16 protein-coding genes and 1 other RNA gene are annotated in these 14,163 nt (G+C 43.7%); 16 read left to right on the top strand and 1 reads right to left on the bottom strand.

What is annotated here, in order from left to right; genetic code table 11:
• Window positions 1-170: 170 nt before the first annotated feature.
• Both D3P96_RS00890 and D3P96_RS00895 read left to right on the top strand, forming a co-directional pair.
• Window positions 171-1,106, top strand: coding sequence for an ATP-binding cassette domain-containing protein (locus D3P96_RS00890; RefSeq protein WP_124942547.1), 936 nt, complete (start codon window positions 171-173; stop codon window positions 1,104-1,106).
• 16 nt (window positions 1,107-1,122) lie between these two features.
• Window positions 1,123-1,899, top strand: a complete 777-nt coding sequence (locus D3P96_RS00895) for an ABC transporter permease (protein WP_124942548.1) — start codon at window positions 1,123-1,125, stop codon at window positions 1,897-1,899.
• A 40-nt stretch (window positions 1,900-1,939) separates the two neighbouring features.
• Here the strand turns inward: D3P96_RS00895 and D3P96_RS00900 are convergent, their stop codons facing one another.
• Window positions 1,940-3,748 (bottom strand): M3 family oligoendopeptidase, encoded by a 1,809-nt coding sequence (locus D3P96_RS00900; protein WP_124942549.1) that lies wholly within the window; start codon window positions 3,746-3,748, stop codon window positions 1,940-1,942.
• A gap of 203 nt (window positions 3,749-3,951) precedes the next feature.
• On the opposite strand from D3P96_RS00900, the gene D3P96_RS00905 reads away from it, so the two are divergent.
• From D3P96_RS00905 to galE, 14 genes are all read left to right on the top strand, one after another.
• Window positions 3,952-4,887 (top strand): alpha/beta hydrolase, encoded by a 936-nt coding sequence (locus D3P96_RS00905; protein ID WP_124942550.1) that lies wholly within the window; start codon window positions 3,952-3,954, stop codon window positions 4,885-4,887.
• Window positions 4,888-4,985: 98 nt separating this feature from the next.
• Window positions 4,986-5,594 (top strand): class I SAM-dependent methyltransferase, encoded by a 609-nt coding sequence (locus D3P96_RS00910; RefSeq protein WP_124942551.1) that lies wholly within the window; start codon window positions 4,986-4,988, stop codon window positions 5,592-5,594.
• Window positions 5,584-6,108, top strand: coding sequence for a tRNA adenosine(34) deaminase TadA (gene tadA / locus D3P96_RS00915; protein WP_124942552.1), 525 nt, complete (start codon window positions 5,584-5,586; stop codon window positions 6,106-6,108). Before D3P96_RS00910 ends, tadA begins: the two co-directional genes overlap by 11 nt.
• A gap of 23 nt (window positions 6,109-6,131) precedes the next feature.
• Window positions 6,132-6,217: signal recognition particle sRNA small type (gene ffs, locus D3P96_RS00920), an RNA gene on the top strand.
• A gap of 103 nt (window positions 6,218-6,320) precedes the next feature.
• On the top strand, window positions 6,321-8,135 hold the full coding sequence (gene dnaX / locus D3P96_RS00925; protein ID WP_124942553.1) for a DNA polymerase III subunit gamma/tau: 1,815 nt from the start codon (window positions 6,321-6,323) through the stop codon (window positions 8,133-8,135).
• 23 nt (window positions 8,136-8,158) lie between these two features.
• A complete protein-coding gene (locus tag D3P96_RS00930) occupies window positions 8,159-8,473 on the top strand; it encodes a YbaB/EbfC family nucleoid-associated protein (RefSeq protein WP_124942554.1) in 315 nt (104 codons plus the stop codon).
• Between the two features lie 24 nt (window positions 8,474-8,497).
• The gene (recR, locus tag D3P96_RS00935) at window positions 8,498-9,097 is read left to right on the top strand and encodes a recombination mediator RecR (RefSeq protein ID WP_124942555.1); all 600 of its coding nucleotides are present in this window, start codon (window positions 8,498-8,500) and stop codon (window positions 9,095-9,097) included.
• A gap of 2 nt (window positions 9,098-9,099) precedes the next feature.
• A complete protein-coding gene (locus D3P96_RS00940; RefSeq protein ID WP_124942556.1) occupies window positions 9,100-9,360 on the top strand; it encodes a YaaL family protein in 261 nt (86 codons plus the stop codon).
• 92 nt (window positions 9,361-9,452) lie between these two features.
• A complete protein-coding gene (tmk, locus tag D3P96_RS00945) occupies window positions 9,453-10,103 on the top strand; it encodes a dTMP kinase (RefSeq protein ID WP_124942557.1) in 651 nt (216 codons plus the stop codon).
• A 16-nt stretch (window positions 10,104-10,119) separates the two neighbouring features.
• Window positions 10,120-10,446, top strand: a complete 327-nt coding sequence (locus D3P96_RS00950; RefSeq protein ID WP_124942558.1) for a cyclic-di-AMP receptor — start codon at window positions 10,120-10,122, stop codon at window positions 10,444-10,446.
• An 18-nt stretch (window positions 10,447-10,464) separates the two neighbouring features.
• On the top strand, window positions 10,465-11,481 hold the full coding sequence (gene holB / locus D3P96_RS00955; RefSeq protein WP_124942559.1) for a DNA polymerase III subunit delta': 1,017 nt from the start codon (window positions 10,465-10,467) through the stop codon (window positions 11,479-11,481).
• A 2-nt stretch (window positions 11,482-11,483) separates the two neighbouring features.
• On the top strand, window positions 11,484-12,362 hold the full coding sequence (gene rsmI / locus D3P96_RS00960) for a 16S rRNA (cytidine(1402)-2'-O)-methyltransferase (protein WP_124942560.1): 879 nt from the start codon (window positions 11,484-11,486) through the stop codon (window positions 12,360-12,362).
• Window positions 12,362-13,105 carry an acyl-[acyl-carrier-protein] thioesterase gene (locus D3P96_RS00965; RefSeq protein ID WP_124942561.1) on the top strand — a complete coding sequence of 248 codons (744 nt, stop codon included), beginning with the start codon at window positions 12,362-12,364 and terminating at the stop codon, window positions 13,103-13,105. Before rsmI ends, D3P96_RS00965 begins: the two co-directional genes overlap by 1 nt.
• Before the next feature lie 27 nt (window positions 13,106-13,132).
• Window positions 13,133-14,125 (top strand): UDP-glucose 4-epimerase GalE, encoded by a 993-nt coding sequence (gene galE, locus D3P96_RS00970; RefSeq protein WP_124942562.1) that lies wholly within the window; start codon window positions 13,133-13,135, stop codon window positions 14,123-14,125.
• Window positions 14,126-14,163: the final 38 nt, after the last annotated feature.

The raw sequence follows: 14,163 nt of genomic DNA on the forward strand, positions 1-14,163 counted from the left end.
ATCCTCTTTTTAAAATGCGGTTAATACTAGTATAACAGGATTTATGTTGGGATGATGTTCAATTTAATCAGCGTCCCTGACTAAAAAGGTTGACATTATAATCGGGGGCCCTTACAATAAATTAAGTCAGGGAACCTGATTAAATTTATCGTGATAAGGAGCCCAGTAAAATGAGTGAAATGAATGCAGTTGAAATAAATGATGTAACAAAAGTTTTTGGAAAGCAAGCAGCGGTGAATGATGTTTCATTCACGATTAAATCTGGAGAAATCTTTGGGTTGTTGGGACCGAATGGTGCAGGGAAAACGACACTTTTACGCATGATGACAACATTGTTAAAACCGACGAATGGGAGCATTTTAATTTTCGGGCATGATGTGACAAAAGAGCCTCAAGTTGTGCGGTCTCTGTTTGGCCTAACGGGTCAGTATGCTTCAGTTGATGAGGACTTAACCGCACGCGAAAACTTAATGATCTTTGCACGGTTAAATGATTTGTCACGCTCTGACGCCAAAAAGCGATCGGCAGAACTTTTACAAGAGTTTTCATTAACGGATTCAGCTGATAAACCAATCGCTGATTTTTCCGGTGGTATGCGACGGCGTCTAGATTTGGCGGTGAGTTTAATTACACGGCCACGACTCATTTTTTTGGATGAACCGACGACTGGTTTAGATCCAAGAACCCGCGAACAAATGTGGACGACCATTCGCCAATTAGTGGCAGATGGGTCGACGATTGTCTTAACAACACAATATTTAGAGGAAGCTGATGCATTAGCCGATCGAATTGCTTTAATTGATCATGGCAAGATGGTTAGTCTAGGGACCCCCAGCGAGTTGAAAGAACAAGTTGGTGGAGATGCCTTACATTTGGATTTTGCAAATGCAACACAAGCTCAATTAGCAGTACCCATTGTAGAAAAGCAGCTAAAGGTTACAGTTAAACAATCTGGCTCAAGTCTGGAAGCTGCTCTTAGTGATACGGCATTGGTCGCACCAGTTTTAGATGCACTTCAATTAGCGCAATTGAAAGTCGTAACGATGTCCGTTGCACAACCAACACTGGATGACGTGTTTTTTGCGATGACAGTTGGGAAGAATTAGAAAGGAAGTTTTAACAATGGAAATGCGTACACATCAATCACATTTAATCATGAATACAGGGACGATGGCTTATCGTAATCTACTTAAGACGATGCATAATCCAGATAAAGTTCTGGATGTAGTGGTACAGCCAATTCTCTTTATGCTGATGTTTAGTTTCTTGTTCGGAAGTGCTATCGCGGGAAACGTACATGCTTATTTGCCAATTATTGTCCCGGGAATTTTGATGCAATCATTGCTTTCGGCGGCGTCTGGATCTGGCTCGCAAATTAATGAAGATTTGCATTCAGGTATCTATGACCGTTTTAAATCATTGCCGATTGCGCATATTGCGCCATTAGCTGGTCAGCTCTTTGCTGATATTCTACGTTTGTTCATTGCCGCAGTCGCATCGCTTGGAACCGGATTTTTGTTGGGATGGCGCCCTGCTGGAGGATTTGGCTGGGTTGTTGCTGTAGTGCTTTTAGATGTTTTCTTAGGTTGGGCAATGAGTTGGATTTTTGCATTCTATGGTATCTTGGCGAAAAGCGCGACAATGGTTGAAAGTGTTTCTTTGATGACAATGCTAGTGCTTTCGTTCCTTTCAACGGCATTTGTACCGATGAATCAGTTGCCACAGGCCATGCAAGTGATTGTTCATTTGAATCCAGTGACTTATGTGATTCAAGCATCTCGCATGATGTTGAATCATGGTGTGTGGACTAATCAAGCATGGATTGTATTGGGGGCAGGGATCGTTGTTGTATTCATTTTTGCACCATTGACGGTCTGGGCATACAATCGCAAAAGCTAAATAAAAAGGCCATCACTGCAGTGATGGCTTTTTTATTAGTTTATTTAACAAATTGGTCAGATAGACTGATGAATTCATCAATATCTTGCTTGATTAAGTCAGCACCGGCTTGCCAGAAGTCTGGTTCAGTCAAATCAACACCAAGGTGCTTCTTTGCCAGCTCTTCAGAAGACATATTAGCGGTGTCACGAAGTAAGCTAATGTATGCGGCTTCAAAGTCAGTTTGGCTTTGGGCCCAGGCGTAGATACCTGAACTAAAGAGGTAACCGAATGTGTAAGGGAAGTTATAGAATGGAATGTCATCGATGTAGAAGTGCAACTTAGATGACCAGAAGTGGGGATGACGCTTATCCAAGATATCATCAAACGCTTCGGCTTGAGCTTCGTCCATGATTTCATTCAAACGTTCCGCAGGGACATAACCATTTTCACGTTCTTGATAGAACTTGTTCTCAAACAAGAAACGCGCCCGAATGTTCATAAACATGGCGACGGGGTTCGTCATCTTGGCATCAAGCAAGACAACCTTTTCAGCATCTGACTGTGCCTGTTGTACATTGGCGTCGGCAATCAACATTTCAGCGAAAGTTGAAGCAGTTTCAGCTACGTTCATGGCATAGTCATCACGCCAAACTGGTAAATCAGTTAAGAGACTTGAGTGGAAGGCGTGGCCTAATTCGTGCGCAATCGTTGCAGCATCATTAACAGAACCCGTAAAGGTTAAGAAAATCCGTGATTCATGAATATCAGGTAAGGTATCCATCCAGCCACCAGGTTGCTTACCGGGACGATCTTCCGCTTCAATCCAATGGTTATCGAAAGCAGATTGTGCAAAGTCAGCCATTTTCTTTGAGTACTGCCCAAAGTTCTTCACGATGAAGTTAGCGGCATCATCATAACTCAATGAATGGGGGTGATAGTCACCGACATGAGTTAAAGGCGCCACTTGATCTTGCCAACCAATACCATCTAAGCCAAGTAGCTCAGCTTTGCGGGCAAAGTAGGCTTTAAACATGTCCTTATTGGCATCAACGACTTGCCACATGGCATCAAGTGTTTCATGAGACATCCGGTTTAATTCAAGGGGTTGCTCGAGATAATTATCATAGTGGTGCGCTTTTTGTTCCGTTAAACGGGCCCCAGCTAGGTGGTTCAGCGTGTCAGCGGTGATGGTTTGCGCATCGCCCCACATCTTTTCATAACCATCCATCAAACCAGCACGGGCTTTATTATCAGGGTAACCATCTAACATGTTAAGCGCTTGACCAGCAGAAATAGTCTTAGTCTCACCATGTTCATCAGTGAATGGCATGCTTAACGTTGAGGCAACCACGTCATAATGACTTGACCACGCTTTAATCCCGTCCAAACGGAGTTGGTCGAGCAAAGCTTCAGTCGCTGCATCGCCGAGGCGTTGGGCACCATGACGCATTTCATTCAACGTAAAGGCAACATCAGTCAAAGCAGGGTCAGCCAAAACCTTAGCAAATGTTGCATCATCAAACTCAGCCAATAAAGCTTTATAGGCATTTAAGGGTTGGTTGTAAGCGGCTGCTAATGCTTGAACTTTGTTATCATAAGGGCGATAAGTTGGATTTGTATAGTCGGCTGAGATGAGACCGTTAATATAAGTATTAACGGTTTTAAGACCACTCTCAAGGGTTTGTACCAAAGACGTTAGTTTAATGAGTGCCTTAAAGTCACTGTCTTGCGCTGGCTGATAAGTGGCAACGGTATGCGTCAAATCCTCAATTTGAGATTGAATAGTTGCTAATTTAGTTTGGAATGCCTCTCCAGTTACCCCACCAGGGTAAATCTCTTCAAGATTCCAATTTTCAGAATATGCCATGAAACACCTCTCATTTTTTTCTAATATTGTATCATAGTTATCAAGTTAAACGCGACATAAATTAAAAGACGCGAATTAGTTAACGCCCTATACATTTTATTTTGATGATGAATTGGTTATAATGGGTTGTTATTGCAATAATTAAATTTTTTTCGCAGATTGGAGGATAATCAGTTCAACGTGATTGAGCTGATTAAGAATGAATGGGGAAAACAGTTAAGATTCTAGGCATGGCGGTATTAGGAGTCGTCGTCTTGATAATGGTTGCTGCAGCTGGCTTCTTTTACGTAGCGGAGGTGCGCGCTGATAAGAGTTTTGTGACTGAAAAGCAAACACCAAAATCTGATCCGCTTTCTAAACAAAAGCAACAGTGGGCCAAAGTACCTAATAAGCAAGATGTTTCAATGCAAACCAAAGACGGGTTGACCTTGAAAGGGCAATATATCCCAGCTGCCCGCAAAACAAATAAAACGGCCATTGTGATTCACGGCTTTTCCGTTGATCATCATGAAGTGATTCCATATGCCAATTTGATGCATAATCAAGGGTATAATGTTTTGCTAACCGATAATCGTGCTGCTGGTGCATCACAAGGAAGCTTTATTGGCTACGGCTATCTTGAAGCTAAGGACTATATGAAGTGGATTGATCGCATCGTTGCGAAGAACCCCAAGAGTGAGATTGTGGTCTATGGTACTTCACTAGGTGGAGCCACGACGATGATTCTCTCAGGGATGAACCCACCTAATCAGGTAAAGGCCTTTATTGAAGATTGTGGTTATACAAGTGTCCGTGATGAACTTGTATATGAAGCCAACTCGCTTTATCACATTCCAAAATGGATTGCGCAACCGATTATTAGTGTCATGTCTCTTTATTCAAGAATTATTGCCGGATACTGGTACAATCAAGCCGATGCCGTGAAAGCGGTCGAACGTAATAAACGCCCCATGCTCTTTATTCATGGTGCTAAAGATGATTTTGTCCCATCAAAGATGTTAGACCAAGTTTACAACGCTGCAAACGGACCCAAAGAAAAGCTTGTGGTACCAAATGCAGATCATATGGAGGCATACCGTAAGGATGTCCCTCAATATGAACAGACTGTTGATGGTTTCTTGAATAAGTACGTCCATTAAAAATAAACGGATGCTTGCCTGCGGGCAATCATCCTTTTTTTGTGGGGTGGTTAAATGAAGCATGCTACAATAGAGAAGACAAAAACGAGGTAAACAAAATGACAGATCATTATTATACAGCTGAGCCAACCACGGCTCATGATGAACATACATTCGACTTTAATCTTTTAGACCATGATTTACGTTTCACAACAGATGCCGGTGTTTTTTCTAAAAGTACCGTTGATTATGGGACCCGTACGATGCTTGAAGCCTTTGATTCTGAGGATATTCCAGATGGGAAGATTTTAGATTTGGGAGCTGGGTATGGACCCGTTGCGATTAGTTTGGCTAAGGCATTACCAAACCGCCAATTTGTCGCCGCTGAAATTAATCATCGCGCCGCTGACTTAATTCAACGTAACGCACAAGCCAACCATGTGGCTGATCAAATTGAGGTTGTGCAATCTGACCGCTATGAAAATGTGCCTGACCGTTTTGCAGCCATCTTAGTGAATCCACCCGTTCGTGCTGGAAAAGACATTGTACAGACGATGATTTCACAAGCCAAGGCGCATCTTTTGCCAGAAGGGACGTTGACCGTTGTCCTACAAAAGAAGCAAGGAGCACCGTCAGCTAAGAAGTTGATGGAAGAAACGTTTGGCAATGCGCAAACGATTGCCAAGGATAAGGGCTATTACATTATGGAGAGCGTCAATGTCGACTAAGCTAACGCCAACCCAGATTGAATACTTCATGGGACAGGCCATTTATGAAGCTAAAAAAGCGGGGGCATTAGGTGAGGTGCCAATTGGTGCTGTATTAGTTATTGACGGTCAAATAGTTAGCCGTGGCTTCAACTTACGTGAACGGATGCAAGATGCAACCCAACATGCTGAATTGATTGCGATTAGTGAAGCGAATCGATTTGAGCGTTCTTGGCGGTTACCGGAAGCGCAACTCTTTGTCACCTTGGAGCCTTGTTTAATGTGTGCCGGATTGATTCAACAAACACGGATTACCGATGTGTACTATGGCGCAGCTGATCCAAAGGGAGGCGCGGTCGATTTACTCTACCACGTCCTCGAAGATGATCGCTTAAACCACCAAGTAAATGTTGTGGCAGGCGTCCGTGAAGCTGAATGTAGTGCACTTTTAAAAACTTTCTTTAAAGCCGTTCGTCAAAAGCGTAAAGCTGAGAAGCGGGCGCGAAAAGAAGCTGAAAATAAACTGGTCAAATAATTCTGTGCATGTTATAATTATTTTCGGTGAGGCAAGTATGCACTTCGAACCGTGTCAGGGTCGGAAGGCAGCAGCACTAAGGAGACCGTGTATTGTGCTTCACTTCCTTTAGTAAATAAAGTCGCTAGCTGATAATTTTATCGGCTGGCGTTTTTTTATCGGATTTTCTGGTAAAATAGAATGAATAGATTTCAAATAGGAGGACGTTGAAAATGGCATATCAAGCGTTATATCGGACCTGGCGTCCACAAAAGTTTAGCGACATGATTGGTCAAGAAGTTGTGACTCGAACACTTCGAAATACAATTATCAGTAACCAAATCACCCATGCCTATCTTTTCAGCGGTCCTCGCGGAACTGGGAAAACGTCAGCAGCTAAAATCTTTGCCAAAGCAGTGAACTGTTTACACCCAGTTGATGGGGAACCAGATGATACCTGTGAGATTTGTTTGGCAATTAATGATGGCTCTTTTGCAGATGTGATTGAAATGGATGCCGCGTCAAACAATGGGGTCGATGAAATTCGGCAAATTCGTGAAGATGTTAATTATGCGCCAACCCAAGGGAAATATAAGGTGTACATCATTGATGAGGTGCATATGCTTTCAACGGGAGCTTTTAATGCCCTCTTGAAGACTTTGGAAGAACCACCAGCCAATGTGATTTTTATTTTAGCGACGACGGAACCACAAAAAATCCCGGCAACGATTATTTCACGTACGCAACGCTTTGACTTTAAGCGAATCAGTGCACAAGATGCCATGAATCGCATGGCGTATATCTTAGATCAAGTTGGCGATAGCTATGATGAAGATGCATTACGGGTGATTGCTAATGCGGCTGATGGTGGGATGCGGGATGCGCTAAGCATTCTGGATCAAGTCTTATCATTTGGTGATGATACGGTGACCCTAGAAAATGCGCTTCTCGTGACTGGTTCTGTGACGCAGAGTCTGTTAGGGAAGTACGTACAAGCCGTGCAAGCGCAAGATACAAAATTAGCCCTAGCGAAGGTCGAAGAAATCCTTGATGCCGGAAAAGATGTGAATCGTTTCGTTGAGGATTTGATTAGCTATGCGCGTGATTTACTCTTGTATACAGAAGCACCAGATTTGATTACGTTAGTGCCTGATGACAATTTTAAACAGTTAGCCCAAAATACGCCGGCGCAAACGTGGTATCGTATGATTGATATCCTAAGCGATACGCAACAACAATTACGCTACACGAACCGGCCAAGTGTTTATTTAGAAGTATTGACGGTTAAATTGAGTGCTGATGCGGGTGCAAGTATCAGCGCCGCACCGGTACAAGCTACGCCAGCCCCTGCGCCAGCACAAACGACGCCAACTGCTGCAGCACCTAAGTCACAGACGGAGGTACCAACGCAACCAACGTCAGAATCAGTAACGCCTGCTAGTGTGACAGCGACAGCTGCAACGCCTGATACGCCAGCACAACAACCAGCAAAAAAGCCGGTTGAAAAACCTGCTGAAACAAAAATCACGGTTTTGGATGAGCAGTCAGCGGTCTTTAACGTTTTGCGTGAAGCCACACGGGGTGATTTGAGTCGGGTGCAAACAGTTTGGTCTGATTTGGTCAACAGTTTGCCAGTACCACAACAAGCGATGCTGAATGTGGCACGTCCCATTGCAGCATCACCGGATGGTCTCGTGATTGCGTTTGATTTTGATATTATCCGAATCAATGCCAGTCGTAATAATGATTTGTTAACGACGATGACTAAGCAACTTCGGGTCCTAACAGAATCAAATAAAGATCGCCAATTGGTCTTTATTACCAATGAACAGTGGCCTGAGATGCGAGCAGCGTTTGTGCAGGAAACACGTGGTGAACAAGCAACGCCACAAGCGCAGACAAGTCCGCAACCGGTTGCCGATGATCCGGGGATGCAAGGCTTGATGGATGAAGTTGAACAGGCGGATCAGGCAGAGCCTGATAATCCAGCAGTCAATGAAGCCCAAGCCATTTTTGGACAAGATTTCGTTGAAACACAAGATGATTAATTAAAAGAAAAGAGGAAGATAAGATGTTTGGTGGACAAAATATGCAAGGTATGATGAAGCAAATGAAGAAGATGCAATCACAAGTACAATCAGAACAAGCAGCGATTGCTGAAACTGAGTACGTTGGGAAAGCACCTGAAGATATGGTTGTTGTAACATTTAACGGTGACCGTCAAATGTTGGATATGCAAGTAAAACCTGAAGTGATTGATCCTGAAGATCCAGAAGGACTATCAGATATGGTTTTGGTTGCCGTAAATGATGCCCTAAAACAAATTGAAGATGACACTGAGAAGCGTTTGGGACAATTTGCCCCTAAGGGAATGGGCGGATTCTAATTAGATAGAAAGCAGGTAAGCGTTGTGCAATATCCAGAACCAGTAGCAAAATTAATTGATAGTTTTACCAAACTACCTGGTATTGGGGTCAAGACGGCAACTCGATTAGCTTTTTATGTGATTGATATGCCTGAAGAAGATGTGACCAGTTTTGCCCAAGCGCTTATTTCGGCCAAGCGTGATTTAACCTTCTGTAGTATTTGTGGGAATTTAACTGAAACTGACCCATGTAGTATTTGTACAGATCCAACCCGTGATCAAACGACAGTGTTGGTAGTTGAAGAAGTTAAAGACTTAATGGCGATTGAAAATGCTGGTGAATATCATGGACTCTATCATGTGTTGCATGGGGTGTTGTCACCCTTGGCAGGTAAAGGACCAGATGACATTAACATTGATTCGCTGGTAACACGTCTACAAAAGAACGATGCTATTCAAGAGGTCATTGTTGCTACCAATGCAAATGCTGAAGGAGAAGCCACGGCGATGTATTTGTCACGACTATTGAAACCAGCCGGCATCAAAGTCTCGCGTTTAGCGACTGGGTTATCTGTTGGTAGTGATATTGACTACGCGGACGAAATTACCTTAATTAAGGCAGTTGAAGGAAGGACAGAACTTTAACCATGTTTGGGATTAACAAGAAAAAACGTTTGGATCCAGCCGTGTTTGATAATTATCTAACGGATGGAATCGCAAATGCCAAGTATAACTTTGAAAAAGCCAAGCTATCGGAAGCAGCGATGTTTGAAAGTGATGCAGATCCACGAATGATCAAAGCACAAACAGCGATTGAAAAGCAAAAATACTTCTTTTTGTTACGGGCTGCCCGTAAGCGCAATATCACTGCAAGTTGGCATACTGCGTTTATTCATCCAGAAATGTAATAATACGCTAAAAAGGACGAGCCTGAGCTTTAGGTTAAGTCCTTTTTTTGCTATGGTATAATAGAAAGTAATAAAGGATGAGGGTGTAGAATATGACGGGAAAATTCATTTCATTTGAAGGACCTGATGGAGCTGGGAAAACATCAGTGTTGCACGCGATTTTAGATCGGCTCACGCCGGTACTGGGAGAGCAATTAGTGATTACGCGTGAACCAGGTGGGCGCGACAATCAAGTTGCGGAGGCCATTCGTGATTTGGTATTAAGCCCAGATTATCCTGCAATGGATCCGTGGACCGAGGCAATGTTGTATGCGGCAGCACGCCGGCAACACGTTGTTGAAACCATTCGTCCAGCATTAGCCGATGACAAGGTTATTATTTCAGACCGTTATCTGGATAGCTCAATTGCGTACCAAGGTGGCGGACGTGAATTAGGCGCCAAAAAAGTAGCAGATTTAAATCAATATGCAACCAACGGACTACAACCACAAGCAACCATTTATCTGGATTTAGCACCAGAAGTTGGTTTAGCCCGCATTCAAGCGACCCGTCAAGACGAGATTAATCGTTTGGATGTTGAAGCGCTGGCTTTTCATCAACGCGTGAATGCGGCATACCACGATTTAATTGCAGCGGATCCAGACCGGTTCTGGGTGATTGATGCCAGTCAACCGTTAGAACAAGTGGTGGCAGATGCTTGGGATGCAATGCAACACATTTTGACACTACCAACTGAAGCATAACGAGAGGGGCATGACCATGAAGATGATTACAGCAGTCGTACAAGATCAAGATGCAGCGAAATTAGGGAAGGCGTTAGTGCAAGCTGATATTCGCGCAACCCGTTTAGCTTCAACCGGCGGGTTTCTAAAGGCTGGAAGCACAACATTTATGATTGGAATTGATGATGATCGGGTCGATGAAGCATTGGCCATTATTAAAGATTCAGCGCAAAAGCGGGATCGTTTGATGACACCAGCATACAGCATGGACACAGTTGAATCAGCTGTAGTCACACCAATGGAAGTTGAAATTGGTGGTGCAACCGTCTTCGTTCAAGATGTCGCGCAGTTTCATCAATTTTAAAGAAGGCGAGGAAGCAACATGCCAGAGGCAACGCAGGCCGCAACAGTGATTGCAACAGCACACCATGATCAACCGCAAATAATTGCGAATTTTGAAAGTGCAATTGCTCAAAATCAGTTGGGGCACGCCTTTATGTTTGTCGGCCCGAATGGACGTGGTCAAGCTGAGGTAGCGGATTGGTTAGCGATGCGGTTGCTATGCTTACACCCAACTGAAACGGGTGACCCCGACGGTACCTGTAATCAGTGCGTGCGAATTGCACAACACGAACATCCAGACGTTGTCGAAGTCGCACCTGAAGGAAACAGCCTTAAGGTCGATCAAATTCGTTTTTTGCAGGGAGAATTATCAAAAACGGCGGTTGAAGGTCAACGCAAAGTTTTAATTATTCACGCAGCGGAAACGATGACTTCAAGTGCAGCGAACGGATTGTTGAAGTCCATGGAAGAACCACAAGGGCAACAAACGATCATTCTGATTGCTAAGAGTCGTCAACAAATGTTACCCACCATCATTTCACGTTCACAAGTAATTGAATTTAACGCCCTGCCCGCGGAACAAGTTCAAGCACAATTACAGAACATGGGCTACTCGCCAGCCAATGCGCAGTTAGCGCAACATCTGACAGATGATATGACGCAGGCACAAGAATGGCTGGTTGATGATTGGTTTGATCGGGCACGCCAAGGTGTTGAACACTTTATGACCGCTCTATTATGTAAGGACCTCCAAACGTTTACTTTAGTACAAACGGAACTCATGCCCTTGGCTAAAGAACAATCCATTAAAGTGTTAGTAGATATGATCATTCAAGCAACTCGCGATACACTTTTGGCCCGACAAGGTCGAACAGTGGTGTCAGGCTTTACGGCGTTGCCACAATGGCAACAAGTTGCCCAAACCCTAACGGATGCACAATGGCTCCAAATTGTTGACTTAGCCTTAATGATGCCCCGTGCCCTAGACATGAATTTAAACCCCCAAACGACCCTAGAGAGTTTTGTCTTAAAGAGTCAGAAAGCAATGGCAAGTTAGAGATGCAGCAACAAAGAAGTTTTACCAAAGAAACTACCGGAAGTCTGTACTTGGTCCCAACCCCAATTGGGAATTTAGAGGATATGACTTACCGGGCAGTGAATACCTTGAAAGCAGTTGATTTAATTGCAGCCGAAGATACGCGTCATACGCAACAGTTGCTCAATCAATTTGAAATTGAGACAAAACAAATTTCCTTTCATGAACATAATAAAGAAAATCGTATCCCCGAATTAGTGGAGCGTCTACAGGCCGGAACAAATATTGCACAAGTATCGGATGCTGGAATGCCATCTATTTCAGACCCAGGACATGAGTTAGTGTTGGCAGCCTTGGCAGCTGACATTCAAGTAGTGCCGTTACCTGGCGCTAGTGCTGGAATTACTGCATTGGTGGCTTCAGGATTGAGCCCACAACCATTCACGTTTTATGGATTCTTGCCCCGTAAACAATCAGAACAAGTGAAGACGTTGACTGACCTGGCACAAAAGCCGGAAACCATTTTGTTCTATGAAGCGCCCCACCGTTTAGCAAAGACGTTGGCGAATATTCAAACGGTGTATGGGGATGACCGAAAAGTGAGTCTAGCACGCGAATTGACGAAGAAGTATGAAGAGTTCATTCGTGGAACGGCAGCTGAAGTGGCCGCGTGGGCACAACAAAATGAAGTCCGTGGTGAGTTTGTCGTGATGGTTGCTGGGAATGAGCATCCCGTAGAATCAGCTGAAGCAGCGGATCCATTAGCGGAGCTCAGTCCAGTTGATGCCATTAAAGCATTGGTTGCATCTGGTGTGAAGACAACTGCTGCCGTCAAGCAGGTCTCAAAGTTACGCCAACTCGACCGGCAAGCGCTATATCAAACATATGAGGAGCAGAAATAATGAGTCAAGTTTACGATACAACCCACGTCATTAAATATTATGAATGTGATATGACGACGAAATTGAGCATTCCGATGATTTTAAATCTCGCTATCTTAGCTTCAAACCGGCATGCAGATTCATTGTCAATTGGTGATGATTTTGTCCATGGACATGGTCTTGGCTGGATTGTTCTCCAGTATGATATTCAGATTATGCGTCGTCCTGTGGTTGGTGAAGAGGTTAAGATTCAAACCATCGCCAAGGAATTTACTTCATACTTTGCTAATCGTGATTTTATCTTTTACGATGAGCAGGGTGAAAAGTTGATTGAAATTCATTCATTGTTTGCCATGATGGATATGACGAAACGTAAGATGATTCGCATTCCCGATGAAATGGCTTCGGGATATGAACCTGATGTCGTTAAGCGTATTAAGCGTGGACCTGGTCCAGAAAGTATTGATACAGATGACGAGATTCTACATGACCAAATGTATGCAGTGCGTTATACTGATATTGACTTTAACCATCACGTTAATAATTCACGTTATTTTGAATGGATGATTGATGGTTTAGGGGCCGACTTCTTAAATGCCCATGAGGCAACGCATATTCAAATTCGCTTTGAAAAGGAAGTTGGTCAAGATGATATTGTGACATCACAAATTGTCTTGGATTCAGAGAATTTGCAGACCAAGCATCGCATTATGGTTGATGATCAATTGTCAGCTGAAGCGACAATCGATTGGGTTGATGCTTAAGTTCAAGAGATAATAGAGGAGAAAACTATGGCTACATTAGTATTGGGTGGTGCTGGTTATATCGGTTCCCACATGGTTGATCGGTTGCTTGCGGATGATCGTGACGTTGTTGTCGTTGATAACTTGCTTACGGGACACCGTAAGGCAGTTCCTGAAAATGTCCCATTTTATGAAGTAGATATTCGCGACAAGGATGCCTTAGATAAGGTATTTGAAGCTGAGGATATTGACCAAGTCGTGCACTTTGCAGCATCATCAATTGTGCCAGAATCAATGGAAAATCCATTGAAGTATTTTGATAATAATACTGGTGGTATGATTGCTTTGCTTGAAGTGATGCTTAAGCACCAAGTGAAGAACATTGTCTTCTCATCAACGGCAGCTACTTATGGTGAGCCAGAAGAGAACCCAATTACTGAGACAGCGCCACAACGTCCAATTAATCCGTATGGTGAATCAAAGCTCCAAATGGAACACATTATGCGTTGGGCCGATGAAGCTTACGGTTTGAAGTGGGTTGCGTTGCGTTATTTCAATGTTGCTGGGGCTAAAGCCGATGGTTCAATCGGAGAAGATCACCCAACAGAGACGCACCTTGTGCCAATTATTTTACAAGTTGCCTTGGGTCAACGTGAAAAGATTATGATGTTTGGTGATGATTACAACACTCCAGATGGCTTCAATGTTCGTGATTATGTGCATGTGATGGATTTGGCGGATGCCCACATCCTAGCGTTGGATTATTTGGCTGAAGGAAACCCTTCAAACCAATTCAATCTTGGATCTGCTACAGGTTACTCAGTTAAGCAAATGGTTGAAGCAGCCCGTAACGCAACTGGTAAGGAAATTCCAGCTGAAGTTGGCCCTCGTCGTGCCGGCGATCCAGATTCACTTGTGGCTTCATCTGATAAAGCCCGCAAGGTGTTGAACTGGAATCCACAATATGATGATGTGGAAACTATCATTAAGACGGCCTGGACTTGGGAGCAAAAGCACCCCCATGGCTATGAAGATCGTTAAAAATAAATGAAACCGGCTTGTTTTGACAGATAAAGTGG

Source organism: Weissella viridescens (assembly GCF_003862435.1).
Classification (GTDB): Bacteria; Bacillota; Bacilli; order Lactobacillales; family Lactobacillaceae; genus Weissella; species Weissella viridescens_A.

Bases quoted from the DNA above. Each gene is read 5' to 3' on its own strand.
- tadA (WP_124942552.1), top strand. From the start codon at position 5,584: ATGTCGACTAAGCTAACGCCAACCCAGATTGAATACTTCATGGGACAG.
- dnaX (WP_124942553.1), top strand. From the start codon at position 6,321: ATGGCATATCAAGCGTTATATCGGACCTGGCGTCCACAAAAGTTTAGC.
- D3P96_RS00965 (WP_124942561.1), top strand. From the start codon at position 12,362: ATGAGTCAAGTTTACGATACAACCCACGTCATTAAATATTATGAATGT.
- D3P96_RS00940 (WP_124942556.1), top strand. From the start codon at position 9,100: ATGTTTGGGATTAACAAGAAAAAACGTTTGGATCCAGCCGTGTTTGAT.
- D3P96_RS00900 (WP_124942549.1), bottom strand. From the start codon at position 3,748: ATGGCATATTCTGAAAATTGGAATCTTGAAGAGATTTACCCTGGTGGG.
- D3P96_RS00890 (WP_124942547.1), top strand. From the start codon at position 171: ATGAGTGAAATGAATGCAGTTGAAATAAATGATGTAACAAAAGTTTTT.
- D3P96_RS00905 (WP_124942550.1), top strand. From the start codon at position 3,952: ATGGGGAAAACAGTTAAGATTCTAGGCATGGCGGTATTAGGAGTCGTC.
- D3P96_RS00895 (WP_124942548.1), top strand. From the start codon at position 1,123: ATGGAAATGCGTACACATCAATCACATTTAATCATGAATACAGGGACG.
- tmk (WP_124942557.1), top strand. From the start codon at position 9,453: ATGACGGGAAAATTCATTTCATTTGAAGGACCTGATGGAGCTGGGAAA.
- D3P96_RS00930 (WP_124942554.1), top strand. From the start codon at position 8,159: ATGTTTGGTGGACAAAATATGCAAGGTATGATGAAGCAAATGAAGAAG.
- D3P96_RS00910 (WP_124942551.1), top strand. From the start codon at position 4,986: ATGACAGATCATTATTATACAGCTGAGCCAACCACGGCTCATGATGAA.
- holB (WP_124942559.1), top strand. From the start codon at position 10,465: ATGCCAGAGGCAACGCAGGCCGCAACAGTGATTGCAACAGCACACCAT.
- D3P96_RS00950 (WP_124942558.1), top strand. From the start codon at position 10,120: ATGAAGATGATTACAGCAGTCGTACAAGATCAAGATGCAGCGAAATTA.
- galE (WP_124942562.1), top strand. From the start codon at position 13,133: ATGGCTACATTAGTATTGGGTGGTGCTGGTTATATCGGTTCCCACATG.
- rsmI (WP_124942560.1), top strand. From the start codon at position 11,484: ATGCAGCAACAAAGAAGTTTTACCAAAGAAACTACCGGAAGTCTGTAC.